The 16,916-nt window shown below is 40.3% G+C and carries 13 protein-coding genes; 8 read left to right on the forward strand and 5 right to left on the reverse strand.

Features of this window, described 5'->3' with window-relative positions:
* Positions 1 to 191 precede the first annotated feature (191 nt).
* The gene (locus tag R7E47_RS16780; RefSeq protein WP_005377323.1) at positions 192 to 536 is read left to right on the forward strand and encodes a DUF3316 domain-containing protein; all 345 of its coding nucleotides are present in this window, start codon (positions 192 to 194) and stop codon (positions 534 to 536) included.
* 610 nt (positions 537 to 1,146) lie between these two features.
* Here R7E47_RS16780 and R7E47_RS16785 read toward each other — a convergent pair.
* Positions 1,147 to 2,121, reverse strand: a complete 975-nt coding sequence (locus R7E47_RS16785; protein WP_025768142.1) for a porin — start codon at positions 2,119 to 2,121, stop codon at positions 1,147 to 1,149.
* 140 nt (positions 2,122 to 2,261) lie between these two features.
* A complete protein-coding gene (locus R7E47_RS16790) occupies positions 2,262 to 3,185 on the reverse strand; it encodes a LysR family transcriptional regulator (protein ID WP_005377321.1) in 924 nt (307 codons plus the stop codon).
* A gap of 378 nt (positions 3,186 to 3,563) precedes the next feature.
* Between R7E47_RS16790 and R7E47_RS16795 the strand changes: the two genes are divergently transcribed.
* The 3 genes from R7E47_RS16795 (at position 3,564) to R7E47_RS16805 (ending at position 8,961) form a co-directional block, all read left to right on the forward strand.
* Complete coding sequence (locus tag R7E47_RS16795; protein ID WP_005377315.1) at positions 3,564 to 4,733, forward strand: efflux RND transporter periplasmic adaptor subunit; 1,170 nt, start codon at positions 3,564 to 3,566, stop codon at positions 4,731 to 4,733.
* A 12-nt stretch (positions 4,734 to 4,745) separates the two neighbouring features.
* Positions 4,746 to 7,886 carry an efflux RND transporter permease subunit gene (locus tag R7E47_RS16800; protein WP_005377311.1) on the forward strand — a complete coding sequence of 1,047 codons (3,141 nt, stop codon included), beginning with the start codon at positions 4,746 to 4,748 and terminating at the stop codon, positions 7,884 to 7,886.
* 145 nt (positions 7,887 to 8,031) lie between these two features.
* Entirely contained in the window at positions 8,032 to 8,961 is a 930-nt protein-coding gene (locus R7E47_RS16805) for a LysR family transcriptional regulator (RefSeq protein WP_033906145.1), read from the forward strand.
* 1,232 nt (positions 8,962 to 10,193) lie between these two features.
* Here R7E47_RS16805 and R7E47_RS16810 read toward each other — a convergent pair.
* Complete coding sequence (locus tag R7E47_RS16810) at positions 10,194 to 11,093, reverse strand: LysR family transcriptional regulator (protein WP_033906147.1); 900 nt, start codon at positions 11,091 to 11,093, stop codon at positions 10,194 to 10,196.
* A 112-nt stretch (positions 11,094 to 11,205) separates the two neighbouring features.
* On the opposite strand from R7E47_RS16810, the gene eamB reads away from it, so the two are divergent.
* From eamB to queC, 3 genes are all read left to right on the forward strand, one after another.
* Positions 11,206 to 11,790, forward strand: a complete 585-nt coding sequence (gene eamB, locus R7E47_RS16815) for a cysteine/O-acetylserine transporter (protein ID WP_005388201.1) — start codon at positions 11,206 to 11,208, stop codon at positions 11,788 to 11,790.
* A gap of 308 nt (positions 11,791 to 12,098) precedes the next feature.
* Positions 12,099 to 12,437: a helix-turn-helix domain-containing protein gene (locus R7E47_RS16820; protein WP_005388200.1), complete on the forward strand. Its 339-nt coding sequence runs from the start codon at positions 12,099 to 12,101 to the stop codon at positions 12,435 to 12,437.
* A 67-nt stretch (positions 12,438 to 12,504) separates the two neighbouring features.
* Complete coding sequence (queC, locus tag R7E47_RS16825; RefSeq protein WP_005377298.1) at positions 12,505 to 13,161, forward strand: 7-cyano-7-deazaguanine synthase QueC; 657 nt, start codon at positions 12,505 to 12,507, stop codon at positions 13,159 to 13,161.
* A 309-nt stretch (positions 13,162 to 13,470) separates the two neighbouring features.
* On the opposite strand, the gene queE is transcribed toward queC, so the two are convergent.
* Complete coding sequence (queE, locus tag R7E47_RS16830; protein ID WP_005377296.1) at positions 13,471 to 14,121, reverse strand: 7-carboxy-7-deazaguanine synthase QueE; 651 nt, start codon at positions 14,119 to 14,121, stop codon at positions 13,471 to 13,473.
* 216 nt (positions 14,122 to 14,337) lie between these two features.
* Between queE and R7E47_RS16835 the strand changes: the two genes are divergently transcribed.
* Positions 14,338 to 15,147, forward strand: coding sequence for a Cof-type HAD-IIB family hydrolase (locus R7E47_RS16835; RefSeq protein WP_017821691.1), 810 nt, complete (start codon positions 14,338 to 14,340; stop codon positions 15,145 to 15,147).
* Positions 15,148 to 15,307: 160 nt separating this feature from the next.
* On the opposite strand, the gene R7E47_RS16840 is transcribed toward R7E47_RS16835, so the two are convergent.
* The gene (locus tag R7E47_RS16840) at positions 15,308 to 16,753 is read right to left on the reverse strand and encodes a bifunctional NUDIX hydrolase/phosphatase PAP2 family protein (protein ID WP_033906149.1); all 1,446 of its coding nucleotides are present in this window, start codon (positions 16,751 to 16,753) and stop codon (positions 15,308 to 15,310) included.
* Positions 16,754 to 16,916: the final 163 nt, after the last annotated feature.

Below are 16,916 nucleotides of genomic sequence, written 5' to 3' on the forward strand. Positions count from 1 at the left end.
TATTCGCTTTTTCATATTGACCGTAATGTCAAAAGTGCTTGAGTTTTATTGTTGACAATTCTTCCATAGTCAATGGCCACAAATGTGATGTACAGCACATTTCTATAATGGCACTATCACCTTTGTCGAGAGATATTAACAAGGATTCGTTGGACATCTTGACTTTGTAATACAAATAAAAAGGTGACTATATGAAAAAACTAATGACGCTCTCATCACTATTATTATTCAGTTTATCTGCTACTGCTGGTATTCATGTCGAACACTCTACAAACAAAGTTGTTCTCAATGACTTTACGACAAAAGATGCCGCTTATAGCTCTGCGTTTGATCTTGTCGATGAATACCAAACGCTATCAAAACATGAACTTAGAAATCGTCTAAACATCATTGGAAGCGGTTTCCCTCGTGATATTGCAATCGATGATAGTAAGGTGAGAGTTGAAGAATACGCACTTAACCGTGATGAAGTTAAATATCGTGCAATCATAAACTTCGATTATCACTTCAGAACAAGTGACGGCGGTAAAAACTAAAAAATCATCTGCACCTTTACTTTCTTAGAGCCCTTCCTATTTTAGGAAAGTAAAGGTGTCTAATCACATTGAAACGACTGCTTTTCATAAATCGCTCTCTCCTTACATAAACAGTATCAATCCGTACCTCTATCGTTTACATAAAAATAATTTTTCCAATCTTCATTGAGATACATTTCGTCGTTTGGCGCTTTATCATTCACTTGGTTCGCCATATGGATTCCACATCACTTAAATGAAAAAGACCCTTGAAATTGAGTTCACTTTTTTATGAAGATTAACTCAACCTAAGATTGACAATTGTCGTTATATTTTTCTCGTTTATAGCAATATATAGAAAACTCTTTTTGTTTTAATTAACCATAAGGTGTAAAAATAAAAAAAGGCAACAAGATACTTCTTGTTGCCAAAGAAAAAAATCATCATTCAAAAAATATAAAAATGAAAACTAGCAGTGGACTAGCTAACAAAACAATTATATCCAAAACACTTTAACAAGTAACGATCAATATAATCCATTATATATGGATGAAAATCAGCACTTATAAAATTACACCGATAAATAAAAAAGCCTGAAAATAGTTTCAGGCTTTTTATATTTATTAATTTTTTAGAATGAATATCTCGCAGCTATTGCAAGAATATCGTCTTCATTGTCTACATCTGTAATTCTGTATTCTGCTAGTGCTTTAAAATTAGAAGTCAAATCGTACTCTGCACCTAGTGAGTAGTAATCGACGACGTCTTCATCATCACGCTCTAGATTGTTATAGCCAACAAGTGCCCAAAGCTTATCTGTTATTTCATAAGTGGCAACTGCTTCAATACCGGTGTAATCAATATTACTTTCAGAACCATCTTTAGCCCAGTTTTCACCATCACTGTATAAAACAGAGGCATAAAACTTGTCGTATTCAAATGCAATAGCACCCGTTAGCAGCTCTGCATCTTCTGCACCCGATTGCCCTTCACCTTCGTTGTAACCAAGCGCAACTTTGAAGCCATATGGCAACTTGTAGTCAGCCGCCGCACCATAAGAGGCTGCATCTGTTGACACTTCATCGTTTTCAGCCTGATAGCTAACATGAATATTCAAACCTTCATAGCTTGTCGTTAGCTTAAATACTGAATCGGAGCGACCGGTACCATATAGATCCGCACTTACGCCAGCAGCTTCATTACCAAACTCCGGGAAAATATCCGTGTAGTCAGATACTAAAGTGACCGCACCGTATTGACGTCCATAACTTACTGTTCCGTAATCTGCACCAACTCCTACATAGCCTTTTCGGATATCAAATTCATCATCTTCAATCCCATCAGCATCTCTGCGATTAGACTTAAATTCCAACTCATATAAGCCGAAGGCATAAAGATCTTCATTTATTTTAGACTCACCTGCAAGTCCTACACGAATGTAGCTATTATCTCCGTCTGCATTTTTATCATCAGAGAAATAATACATCCCTTGCGCTCGGCCATGAATATTTAATACTGATTCTTGATCTTCATAAACTACGGCTGAATTTGCAGCACTTGCAGAAAAAAGTGCTGCGATTGCGATCGACGTTCTTGTCATTTTCATTTAATTACCACTACTTGTGTTGTTTGAATCGAGTGAAATTATGAACAGTGGCAATTATTTTTAAAGTGCAAATTCAACCATATTCTATGGATAAATATAAACAAGCCCTCAATCTAAAACATTATGTCCTAGTACTCATATTAGTTGAGATAATCCATCCAAACAGGAGGCGTCCCTATTATTTTTTGAACAGTATCAATGAATAGTTTGGCTAATGGTTGTTGATTTCGGTGAGTATACATTGCATATATTTCCCCTATTGCGGGAAGATTATAATCAGGAAGCAACTGGACAAGATCTTGTTTACTCAAACTCTCCTGAAGAAAGAACTGCCCTATTAAAGCATACCCTAGATCAGATTTTACGGCATCGAGCATTAACTCAGTTTCATTCACGAAGTACTGCCCGTTGATATTATACGTTCTAACGTCGCTTGATGACTGGCTTGGCGCTATACGTAGCTTATCCGCCTTAAAGTTAGCATTAGAGTATATTACTGCTGGCATTTTTATAAGCTCTTCTGGAGAGCTCGGGGTTCCATACTTGTCAATAAAACTCTTCGATGCAACCAGTGCCATATTATTGCTTGCCAACTTACGCACTATCATGTTGGACTCTCGGATTGGTCCGATACGAAACACAACATCAAAACCTTCGTGGATAACGTCGACTCGATTATCATCGAGCAGCAGCTCTACAGTAATGTTTGGGTACTGTTTTATAAACTCTTTAACTGCCTGATTTAAGTATGCTCTGCCAAAGAAAGTGGAGCTTGATATTTTCAAGTTACCCTTCGGTTCATCCTGAAATGTAGCAGCAATACTACGAGTTTCGGTTAGAACCTCTCTTACTTTCTTGGCTTGCGCCACCATCTCAACACCTGCATTGGTCAGGGATAGCGAACGCGTGGAACGGTTTAACAGCCGTAAGCCCAATTCATCCTCTAGCTTTTTGATCTGTTTTGACAAAGCTGAACGATCTATATGATTTCTGTCAGCAGCCTTAGCAAAAGTTCCGTATTCAGAGACATCCAGTAGTAATTCAAGTTGGCTTGCGAGATCCACTGCACAATTCCTTATTTAGTTTTTATTCTTTATGTGATGGGAAATGGATTTTACAAAATTAATTTCAACTTTTTATGGTTCAAATTGCATCAGTGAATTGCAAATAATGCACGAATTAAAAACGCTTTAATTTTCGTCGCTATCTTTAGCTTCTGTTTAGTTATTCCTATCTATTATGGCTTATTACATTTAACAATACTCCACGTCTTTAAAACCCTAAACTGACCTTTTTCAAACCAAAATGCGAGCATTTTGACCAATATTTAATCGTGCATTTTTATCACTACTCTATGTTCGCTGAGGGCCTATTTACCCATAGGTACAATGAATACAATGCCGTTCCTTTTAGTATGAACAGAATCATTTAGGGCGCGACAAATGTTAAAGAAAGTTTTCGGCATTGGCCTTTTATCCGTTTTAGCTGCTTGTGCAGACGAAGAGATAACCAAACAACCTAATACTCCCTTACCTACGATAGACGTCTCCAAAGTCATCTATGAGCCCGTTCAATCGTGGTTCACCTTTACAACAAGGCTTCAAGCCCCAGAGAAAGTTTCTTTAATGCCACGCGTTTCCGGAGTTATTGAAACGGTAGAATTCAAAGACGGACAGAGTGTCAACAAAGGTGACTTACTCGTCACTCTTGATGATCGAACCTTCAAAGCTCAGGTCTCACGACTTGAAGCGCAAGTTAAGAGTGCTCGAGCTGCGCTAGAGCAAGCAGCAAACGAACAAAAGAGAGCCGCCCAACTGGTTAAGCGAAAAGCCATCTCAGCGGAACAAGCAGAGGCCCGAGATACCGCAGTAAAGCAACGCTCTGCAGAACTAATGGCCTTGCGTGCTCAGTTAGAATCCGCAAAGTTAGATCTTGAGTTTACGAAGATATATGCCCCTATTAGCGGCACTATTTCAAGAGCATTCATTACTAAAGGAAACAATGTAAACGCAAATCAAAGCGTTATATCAAACATTGTCTCTAACGATCAGGTATATGCATACTTTGATGTCGATGAGCGAACTTGGAACCGTTACTTCTCGACAATCAATGCCGACTCTAACTTACCTACTCGTCTTGAACTATCTGGACAAAATGGGCAGGTGTTTTTTGGACGCGTTGACTTTGTCGACAACTCCATCAACGAAAACACCGGTACTTTGCAGGTTCGAGCGGTATTCGATGCAACAAAATCAAACTTAAAAGTGGGATCGTTTGGCCGAGTTCAGATATCAACAACCAAACCAGTTGAACGAGTTCTCGTTCCAGAGCGTTCTATTGGCACAGATCTAGAAAACCGCTTTGTATTAACACTCAATGAAGAGAATACGTTGCAATACAGCATCGTAACCTTAGGCGAACGTTACGGAACATTTCGTGCTATCGAGAATGGCTTGAACGCCGACTCAATTATTGCGGTAAATGGCCCAGCAAAAGTTGGCCCAAATAGCAAAGTCAAACCAAAAAATGTCACGCTAGATATTAGCAATACTTCATTGATTATGGCTTCAAACTCAACATCGTTGCCAAACAAACGTTTAGCTCAAGACTAAGAAGACAACCGAATGAAATTTGCACACTTTTTTATTCAAAGACCCATATTTGCCTCTATGTTATCGCTATTGATATTAATAGTAGGCGCAATTTCACTTTTACAGTTGCCTGTGAGTGAATATCCAGAGGTTGTCCCTCCTACAGTCGTAGTTACAGCAAACTATCCTGGTGCGAACCCAAAAGTAATCGCAGAAACAGTTGCTACGCCTCTGGAGCAAGAAATTAATGGTACAGAAAACATGTTATATATGTTTTCGCAGGCAACCAGTGACGGCAGAATGACATTGACCGTAACCTTTGCTTTAGGTACGGACTTGGACAAAGCTCAGGTTCAAATTCAAAACCGCGTCACTACAGCTCTGCCCCGATTACCAGAAGCCGTCCAACGGTTAGGAGTTGTTGCCGAAAAAGCCTCTCCTGATCTCACTATGGTTGTGCATATATATTCTCCAGATTCTAGCCGTGAAGTCAGTTATTTAGCTAACTACGCTAATTTAAACTTGAAAGATGAGATAGCTCGACTCGGAGGCGTTGGTGATGTGCGCCTTTTCGGTGGTGATGAGTACTCAATGCGCTTGTGGTTAAATCCAGATGAGCTCGCTTCTAGAAATCTAACCGTAATGGACGTTGTCTCCGCCGTCCGATCTCAAAACCAACAGGTGGCAGCAGGCTCATTAGGTGCGCAACCAGCCGCTAATGAAAACCAATTCCAAGTTTTGTTGAACGTAAAGGGCCGTTTGGAGAATATTGATGAATTCAACGACATTGTAGTAAAAGTTGACGAAACAGGGGCTTTGACACGTCTTAAAGACGTTGCACGCGTAGAGCTAGGTCAAAACTCTTATGCACTGCGCGCCTTGTTAAATGGTAAACCAGCGGTGGCGATGCCCGTATTCCAGCGCCCTGGTGCTAATGCTATTGAGCTATCTAATCAGGTTCGCTCAACCATGGACCGTTTACAAGCAGCCTTTCCAGCTGGAGTTTCATATGAAATAGCCTACGACCCGACCGTCTTTGTTCGTGGATCGATAGACGCAGTGGTTCATACTCTGCTAGAGGCAATTGTACTAGTTGTTGTTGTAGTCATTTTGTTTTTGCAAACATGGCGCGCGTCTATCATCCCTATCATTGCGGTGCCTGTTTCATTAATCGGTACGTTCGCCGTAATGCAAATGCTTGGAGTATCGATTAACACGCTTTCGTTGTTTGGGCTTGTTCTCGCCATAGGCATCGTCGTCGATGACGCCATTGTCGTCGTCGAAAACGTGGAACGGAACATCCATAATGGTCTTGCACCACTAGAAGCAACGAAACAAGCAATGACCGAAGTTACCGGGCCAATTATTGCAATTGCTTTAGTGTTATGTGCGGTGTTCATCCCGACGACCTTTATTACAGGGTTATCCGGTCAGTTTTATAAGCAGTTCGCACTAACAATTACGATCTCGACGATTATTTCAGCAATTAACTCGTTGACGTTATCGCCTGCTTTATCAGCACTGCTATTACAAGATAAGAACGCAAAACCCGATCGGCTAACCAAGCTATTGGATGCGGTTTTTGGTAAGTATGTTTTTGCGCCATTCAATAGAATTTTTGAGTACAGCTCGAACCAATATCAAGCTCTGGTCAAGAAGCTGATTCGCTTTAGCCTTGTTGTTGTGGTGGTATACATTGCGTTACTCGGGGGAACGGTTTCTCTATTCAAAGCGGTTCCTGGAGGATTCATTCCTCAACAAGATAAGCAGTATTTAGTTGCGATCGCCCAACTTCCAGATGCAGCAAGTTTAGATAGAACAGAGTCCGTTATTAAAGAAATGGAAAACCTCGCGCTGGCAACACCTGGCGTAGCACAAACCATTTCTTTCCCAGGCTTATCGGTCAATGGTTTTACTAACAGTCCGAATAGTGGCATCGTTTTTGTTACGCTTGAGGACTTCGATAAACGAAATGATCCAACTCTCGGAGCAAATGCGATTGTTGCATCTTTGAATAAGAGCTTTTCAATCATTGATGAAGCCTTCGTTGCGATTTTTCCACCACCACCAATCCAAGGACTTGGCTCTACTGGCGGCTTTAAACTTCAAATCGAAGACCGTGCGAACAAGGGGTTTGATGAGCTCTTCAAGCAATTGAACTTGGTAATAAGTGAGGCATCAACAAGACCCGAGCTGATGGGATTATATTCCACATTTCGTATACAAGTGCCGCAGATGGACATCCAAATAGATCGTGAACAAGCGATGCTGCAAGGTGTTCCTCTAGAGCAGGTTTTTGATGCGCTTCAAGTTTATTTAGGATCATTATACGTCAATGACTTCAATATGTTTGGTAGAACATACAAAGTGAATGCCCAGGCAGACATGAACTATCGTCTCGAACCTGACCAAATACTTAACTACAAAGTAAGAAATGCTGCCGGACAAATGGTTCCTCTCGGCGCTGTACTGGAGATCATACCCACGATTGGGCCTGACCGCGTGATGCACTATAACGGCTACCCTAGTGCAGAACTAAACGGCAGTCCTGCTTTTGGTTACAGTTCTGACCAAGCCCAAACGGCTATTGAGGAAGTACTGGATCAAAACCTAGCAGAGGGAATGGTTTATGAATGGACTGATGTAACCTACCAGCAGATTTTGGCTGGTAACACGATGGTGTATATATTCCCACTTGTTGTTTTGTTAGTTTTCATGGTGCTAGCTTCGCAGTACGAGAGTTTAAAACTACCATTCGCTATCATTTTGATCGTTCCTATGACCATTTTTTCTGCACTAGCAGGTGTTTGGTTCATTGGTGGTGACAACAATATATTCACACAAATTGCTTTGATTGTCCTTGTGGCTCTAGCGTGTAAAAATGCCATCTTGATGGTGGAGTTCGCTAAAGAACTTAAAGACAATGGCCAAGATACCTTATCAGCGATTTTGGAAGCATGTCGTTTACGTCTTCGACCGATTCTAATGACATCAATTGCATTTACCGCTGGTGTTATTCCATTAATGATTGGTACAGGGGCCGGAGCGGAAATGCGACAAGCAATGGGTATTGCCGTATTCTCGGGTATGGTAGGCGTAACGGTATTTGGATTACTACTCACACCTGTTTTTTACATGTTAGTGAGTCGAAACAAAAAACGTCAAACACTATAACCATAATATAAATACTCATTTAAATTCATACTAAAGGGAGCTATTGCTCCCTTTTCTTTTGGTTATTAAGTATATTAATAATTTCTAGACAGAGCAGCAGTTATACATGAAACTAATACGCTAATATCTAACGTGGATAAACATTGTGGATTTAGCAAATAAACTACACCTGCTTTTAGAAGTCTCTAAAGCTGGATCTTTTGCAAAAGCAGCAGATGGGATGAATATCGACCGCTCTGTTTTGTCTAAACACATCAAGCAGTTAGAAGAGCACTTAGGCGTTAGGCTATTAAACAGAACGACTCGCTCTCTTTCATTAACACAAGTCGGCCAGCAAATAGTTGAAAAAGCAGACCAAATATCTCAACTCCTTGATGATACTCAACAAATAGCGGAGAACTTTCAGACTGAGCCTTCAGGGAAAGTACGAATTTCAAGCTCAACATTATTTGGAAAACTCTATCTACAACCTTCGATAGAGAAGTTTTTACATAAGTACCCAAAAGCAAGTGTTGAACTAATGCTAGATGATCTTCATGTAGACGTGATTAGAAGTAATTTTGATATTGCTTTTCGAATCGGACCTATGAGGGATTCATCAATGGTAGCAAGAAAATTAGCAAAAAATACGACTGCAATCATTGCTTCTCGAAATTTAATTGAAAAACATGGTAACCCAGAAACGCCTGATGAGTTAGTTAAGCTACCTTTTATTATTTATTCAAATGGTAATTTTATTGTCGATAAACTTAAATTCTACGACAAAGCAAAATCAGATGGTTTAGATACATATCCAATATCAGGGTCATACATGGTAAATGAAGCTGAGCTAATAATTGAAAGCGTAAAGTCAGGTCTGGGCGCAGCACTTATAGGTCAATTTATGCTCCCTAACAACCTAGAGTCTTCTAATTTAGTTCAACTTTTACCAGAATATGAAACTCAAGATTTTGGTGATATTTATGCCATGTACTCACACCGTCAGCAATCACCATTGGTTAGGGCATTCATTGATATCGTTCAAGAAGAAATTGGCATACCACCAATATGGGAAAAGCATTTCAATAAAAGCTAGGTGATTCTATTTAACCAAAATTAACAGCAAATAAAACATCAAATAAAATCAATAAGTTAAAACAGGAAAATTTAAGATTCATAGAAGTTTAATGTTAGGTGAATTAAGTTCCATTCTAAATGGCGCTTAATTCACTAAATATAAAACATTCTTGATTTATAATACTAACAAATCCATCACCTATACAAGTTACGATGTATATTAAAGAAAAACACACCTCGGTCACTAGTTTGTTAGTATATAAAATATCATATCTTATTTTTTTGGTTATTTACACGTTAGCAACGATTTATTTTAGCGTACAAATGGACAAAAGCACATCGGAGAACTCTCTTATAGAAATTACTCAAATAGCATTTGTGCTTTTTTCATCGTTAATGTGTTTGTATAAATCTAAGGAATATCTTGAACTCAAACACATATTAGTAATAATGTCTTCATTTTTTATGGTTATATTCGTTAGAGAAATGGACTACCACATAGAGCAGTATTTCTCTCACGGTTCATGGAAGTACCCTGCGTGGATTATAATAGTATCGGTCTGTTATTTTTGTTTTAACAACATAGTCAACATAAAAAATGAGGTCAAACTTTTCATTTCTCATTCTAGCTTCACGACATTAACGATTGGCTTTTTCATTGTTTTCTTATTCTCACGCTTTGCAGGGTATGGTGATTTTTGGGTCGAGTTTATGGGGAACTCATACAATAGAGACGTGAAAAACTTGGTCGAAGAAAGCTTAGAGTTACTAGGTTACGCGATACTTTTAAACGGTGTTTTACTTATTAAAGTAGAAAACCACTAAGTATAAATAAAAGTTCATAGCTTGTAGTTCAAGCTTTGAACTTTTTTGGCTAAAAAAAAGCAGCAAATTATATTTGCTGCAAATGATGAAAAAAACAATATGCGTAAGTTAACTTCCTAGCAATGGATGCGTTAACGAGTTAATAATAACGAACCGTAACAATTAAGTCTCGTTGAAAATAATCCATAAAGAATGGAATTTATTACACTGTTAATTATGTAACCTTATCTAATCTAGTTATCACACGCCGTCGTTTTTATATCTTATCTCTTTCCGTCAATAAATAGCTCTTCGCATCAGATCCCATTTATCATCCCACAACAGTCGGATTCAAAATAAAGCAATAAAAATCAATAAATTAGAAGTAGCCACTTAAAAATAAAAAGGAGTAAAAACGAAACTATGTCAGATAGAACATATTAAAGATCACCGACTCTGAGTAGAAAGCCGTTCATACTCGTTACGCATACAATCAATAAAGACTTCCATCGCCGGCGTCACACACTTCCCAGCATGATAAGCACAGAGTGGCTTGATCATCTGTGAAAACTCGGTGAACTCAAGCTCTTGTAAACTGCCCTCTTGCAACTCTTTTTCAACCGTAAAACGAGGTAAGTAAGAGATACCAATATTACTCTCAACGCAATTTTTGATCGTATTAATACTGCTAAGTTCGATCATGTTGTCGATGCTAATATCACGCTCTTGAATAATGCTCTCAAACATCTGTCGAAAAAGGCACTTAGGGCCATTGCTTATAAACCCTAAATCAATATGTTGCTCTCTCTTCTTTAAATCTAGCCCTTTTAAAAGCGGCGAAGCAACCAATACCAGTGGCTCCTGCTCAAACTCGTGGACCTTGAGCGTATCGTCATTACCTACTCGATAAAACACACCTAAATCAGCTTTATCCGCTATCAACTCATCTCGAATCTGATAGCAATTTTGTGATTGCAGAGAGAGTCTGACATTGGGCGCTCTGATCCTGAACTCTTTTAAAACATTAGCCATCTTATAAGCAAGTTGAGTCTCAGCAACCAGCACTTTCAATTCACCGGTCGGCTCCGAGTTTTCTTGCTGTGCTGTTCCCTCAATATTTTCCATCACTCGCGCCAGTTCATAGACGTAAGGCAGTATCTTTTCTCCTGCTTGAGTCAAAACCATCTTACGCCCTATTTTTTCGAACAGCTGCAAAGACAGATCTTGTTCCAACTGCTTGATTTGAAAGGTGACGGTTGATTGCGTGCAATAAAGCTTCTGTGACGCTTTTAGAAACGATCCTTCTTCAACAATAGCTTTAAAAGTAAGAAAGCGTTTTAGATTCATGACTAGACTCCACAACCAACAGTTCAATAAATTAAAAGTCTAAGTTTTAATTTATTCAATTTTTTAATCAATTGTAGCGAAGTATAGTGCAGTAAAAACAGGAGAGATAGAGATGACCGCCATCTACACCGCATTTTTTACTTACGTAATCATTACTTCAATTACACCAGGGCCAAACAACATTTTATCGCTCAGCATCGCGACGCAATATGGACTAAAACGCTCAACAAAAGTGATTTCGGGGATGTTTTGTGGCTATGTTGTTTTGATGCTACTTTGTGGCGCTTTCACGTATAACATGATCAGCCTCTTGCCCGTGATTACACCTTGGCTAACATGGATTGGAGCAGCTTATATTGTTTGGTTGGCTTGGGGGCTTGCTACGAGTGAGATCAAAACTTCATCGGATAATTCTAAAGGTATCAGTTTCTTAACAGGTTTCGGTTTGCAGTTCGTTAATGTGAAAATCATTCTTTATGGAATTACCTCTATTTCTACGTTCGTACTGCCCCACACTCAGAATATCTACTGGATCTTAGCGACTAGCCTCATTCTTGCTTTGATCGCACTTCTTAGCAACGTAGTTTGGGCCGTTGCAGGAAAGCTACTTCAATCGCAATTCCAGAGATATGGCAAAGTCATCAATATGAGCTTAGCAGCAGCTCTGATCTATTGTGCGACACAGTTATTTACTTAAGTATATAGTTGATCATCAAGAACAATATTGCTCTTCAACTTAGACGACTACGTTTATGTGAAGAGCAAATTCTGCTCTACAAATCGCTGCGGTTTCTCCTGCCCTTACTCGTTCCTCCCGCGCCTCCATACGGCAGTTTTTGAAGAAGTAGATTCAACGTCACTTAATCAACCTAAAGAGACGAAATCTTTTTTAGTTATACAGACACGGCCTTGGCGACCTCGGTAATAACTAAGTATTACTTAGTATACACAAATCAGAAAAACTAAGATAATCTTAGTCATCCAAGTCCTTCGTATGAACTTTAAGTGTTGTTTAATAATCCACTCCCAGCCCGCCTTAAGCATGCGCGTAAACAAGCGAATCTGTCCCAAAAAGCACTGGGCATCCGTATCGGCATGGATGATAGTTCTGCAAGTGCAAGGATGAATCAATACGAAAGGGAGCGCCATACTCCCGACGTAAAAACGCTCAAACTTATCGCAGATGAGCTAAACGTGCCTCTAAACTATTTTTTTTGTGAAGATGAAATCACCGCTGAACTTGCTGTGAATCTCCACAAGCTGTCAAATGATGACAAGCAAAGAGTGCTTGAGAGCACAGCCCAGCTGATTGCGGACGCAATCGCCACGAAGTCGAGTACGTAATTGGGATTAAACGCCTAAGAATACGTATCAATACCAAAGAATCAAAGAGCATAACTAAGGGTTCAACATGGCTACAACAAAAGCACTTGTGGTTTTTTCCGGTGGGCAGGACTCTACGACCTGCTTAATCGATGCATTAAATACATATGATGAAGTTCATGCTATAACGTTTGATTATGGCCAGCGCCATTCAGATGAAATAGATATCGCTATCGAATTAGGTAAGCAACTTAACATCAAAAGCCACAAAGTCCTGGATGTAAAATCAATTAATGAGTTAGCGATAAGCTCGCTGACAAGAGACAACATTCCGGTATCTAATGACTTAAGCGACGCTAACGTACCCAATACATTCGTTCCAGGGAGAAACATTCTCTTTCTTACTTACGCATGTATCCATGCTTACCAGCTTGGCATTCAAGACATCATTACGGGAGTCTGCGAAACAGACTTTAGTGGTTACCCTGACTGCCGAGACAACTTTATTCGCTCTCTAAATCTCTCTTGCAATTTAGGTATGGATAAAGCCTTCAATATTAAGACTCCTTTGATGTGGCTTACTAAAGCCGAGACCTGGGCTCTAGCTGATAAGCACAATATGTTGGAGTTTGTCCAAAACAATACTTTAACATGTTACAACGGAATCGTTGGTAAAGGCTGTGGTGAATGCCCAGCGTGCCTACTGCGACAAAGCGGCTTAGAAGAATACTTAGCGAGCAAATAGTCTTTGTTAGCGGTAATAGCGGTGGATAAAACCTTTTGCGTTAGCTTCTAAACGTTTTATCTCAGCGTGAAACTCCAGCCAACAGAGCTTCATTTTGATGCCGCCAGATTGGTGGCATCAATTAAATGCGAAACGATTGTCGAACCAAAGATAGCACCACACCACAACAGCCAACACTTCTTAGCTTTTACAACGCTATAAACTGTTTAGATATATCGACAATGTTTCGATAGCAAAGCTACCAACGGCATTACTCGCGAAACCGGGATTAGATAGAAAAGCCACTTCGAATGATGACGAGCCTCTCGTCTAAGCAATACTCAAATATTTATGAGTTTGAACAGACAAACGCCAATTGCGAGCAATGCACGTATCAATACACAATTGCGTAGCACGAGGCTTCTGGCTAATTGGTTGTAGTGCAATGATAGTCTCAGCCGCTACGTTCGCATTTGCTAAAAGGTCATCAAGGTGGTCGATGTCTTTCTGGGTGCCGACTGGATGCTTAATCTCATTTGCCCGCTCTAACGCGCTATTAAGCACTGGCAGTTTACCTTTCATTGCTACTTTTGGTGACACTGTCACCCACGTATTTTCTGAAGTAATCACTTCTGATGTGCCACTGGTTTCAATTTGGCATTGGCACCCCATATCTTCAAACGCCTTTGTTAAAGGGCGCAGATCATAAATACAAGGCTCTCCACCAGTAATCACGATATGCTTAGCATTAAAGCCTTGCTGTTGATATTGCTCTACGATGTTCTCGGCAGATGCAACACACCACGTCGGAGAATCTTCCGTTTTCACCAGAATATCGCCTATTTGACGTTGATCATTCTCATCTGCATACCACGTTTGTTTGGTATCGCACCATGAGCAACCAACCGGACACTCTTGAAGCCGAACAAAAACAGCAGGGACTCCAGTGAAAACCCCTTCCCCTTGGATGGTTTCAAACATCTCATTTAGCTTATACAACGCAGAACTCACTCAACTCATAACATTTCGAGGCGAAGACCATAATGGACACGCGTGTCTAGGTCAATTTAAACCAAAAATTAATTGTTAAAATAGACCATTTTGTAGTTTCATAGCGTAATGAATATAGGTTTCTGGTTAACGTTAAACCAAGCCTTTTTCACTGACAGATCCCAAAAAACTTTAAGGTAAGAAATGATGTATAAACTGATCGCACTAGATATGGATGGCACGCTACTCAATAGTGATAAAGCCATTTCTGAAGAAAACAAACAAGCGATCGCAAAAGCTCGAGAAGCAGGCGTTACTGTCGTTCTCGCTTCTGGTCGCCCATTAGAAGGAATGCAAGACAAGCTCGACGAACTGAATATCCATTCCGATCGAGATTTTGTTCTTTACTACAACGGTTCGATGGTCAAGAACGTAGGCACAAACGACATCATCCACCAGCAAATCATAGATGGTAAAGCTGCAAAATTGGTGGCGCGAAAAGCCGAAGAGCTAGGTGCGTACGTCCATGCTTTTAGTCAAGTTCATGGTTTAATCACCAACGAACACAACCCTTACACCGATATTGAAGCAAAGATAAATGGCTTAAATGTCACCGAGATGAACTTCGAATCACTAGAAGACGATCATCCAATCATCAAAGCTATGATGGTTGCAGAGCCAAGCAAACTAACAGAAGTTATAGCAGCACTGCCAGCTGAAATGCGCGAAGCGTTTACGGTTGTTCAAAGCGCTCCGTTTTTCCTTGAGTTTCTTAACCCTGCGAGCAACAAAGGTATTGGTGTTGCCGCAATTGCCGAGTATCTGGGAATTAAACCGGAAGAAGTTATCTGTATGGGTGACGCAGAAAATGACCACCACATGCTGAAATACGCTGGCCTTGGTATCGCGATGGCAAATGCAATGGAAGAAACCAAGCAAATCGCTGACTACATTACGGCAAGTAATGATGAGCACGGTGTCGCTAAAGCTATAGAAAAGTTCGTGCTCAATGCATAGCCCTTTCCGCCATGTCTGTTGCGTTAAGCCTCTTACGTTTAACACCCCTAGCCGTCCAAGATAGGCAAGCGGCGTTGTTCGTGGACTAAACGTGTAAAAGCCTTGCTGTAATGCAAGGCTTTGTTTTTACTCAAATACTAATAGATAACAAATACAGCCATCAATCTAGCAACGTTTTGCTCGGTTGGTTTTCACAAGTCAGCTTCCTTGCAAGCAGCATAAATAACAACATTAATAATGGATAATGTAACGTCGACAAGACTAATGACCACAAACCGCTAAACGATACGATATTAGCCGAGTACAAATAGAGTTGATCAACAAGCAACAATGCCAGCGTCACAAAGATCATCTGCCGAGTATCTAAATGTGCTTTCGACTCTTTAAATGTCATGACCAACGCTGATGCAGTGATTAAAATTGCTAGCCAGCGACCAAACACAGGTAATGGCCAGATGACGGAGATGACCGCTGTTGCCGCAGTCATAACGAACCAGACGCCTTTTGAGCTTAGAACTTGATCAACGTTCACATCTTGATTTGTCTCCAGTCGAAGAACATGCCAAGCCACCAAGCTGCCTAACAGCGCGCCAAATAACATATCTAAAATAAAGGCACTGCCGAGGAAAAACTTACCTAACACCACAGTAAGAGTGATGAACACGAAGACTGCCGTTGTTCCATTCAAACCAAAATACTGGGTTCTATGAAACAAGAACGTCAGCACACAAAACCACACAGCGATAGGCAAGCTAGGAAAACTAAAGCCAAAGCTGTGCGTTAACTCCATCATTGGTATATAGACATGTGGGCGCGGTAGCGAAAAGCCTTGTTGAGCGACAAGCACCATAAGCGACGTTGCACTAATTGCGAAAAAGAGTCGGTACACAAACCGGCTACCAAAGCGCATCATGGCAAAAGGAAATAGAAAGAGTAGTACCGTTGGTTCTGTCAGATCTATAACCAGTTTCGAGAGCTGACTAGCTACCTCGTAACTCGTTTCTGACAACGCCCCTACCCAACTCTGTAAATCTATCAGCCACGCCAATTCAACCTGACGAAATGAAGGCGCGGATTCGATCAGCTGAGTAACATAAGATACTGATTGCTTGGTAGCTTGATCAAAAAACTGAGTGACTTGTGGCCATTGCTCAGGATAACGATACAAAGATGATGGTAATTCAGATGGGCTAAGCAGCATCGCTGACGCAACTTCTACTCCATAATGAGGGGCAAACCAAATAGGCAGTTCATTTCCACCTAAAGAATTATTCATAGAAAAAGCGATAATGTCAGAGTCTGATATACAGTCGTAAAAAACCGCAGTGTCCGTTCTGCCAAGCTCCTCTCCAACCGTAACCACTATACCGGTTTCTTCCCACGTTTCTCGTTGAGCAGCAACTTGTGGAGACTCACCATCAATAATGGTTCCGCCAGGTAGAGAAATCTTATCCGTTAATACTTCATGAACTAGCACTAACTTGTCATCAGCGCGAACAATACAGAGCGCTCCTTTAACTTCGCTCGCAGTGGCTTTAGCCGTAGAGATCGGTGAAACAGGTAACAAAATAAAACAAAGGATGAGTAATAACAGCTGTCTCAACACAAAATATGACCTTAAATAAACATAATGATAACCAATGAATCATGGCAGTTAATCTTATCTTTTTCGACAAAAATTAAGTAACGAGTTATGCCAAACTGAGTTGATCGCGTAAAACCTGAGCTCAACGCTCACTGGAGAATAATTTAATGCAAACCTGACAAAA

Origin of the sequence: Vibrio sp. Vb1026, assembly GCF_033338745.1 — a bacterium.
GTDB lineage: Bacteria > Pseudomonadota > Gammaproteobacteria > Enterobacterales > Vibrionaceae > Vibrio > Vibrio alginolyticus.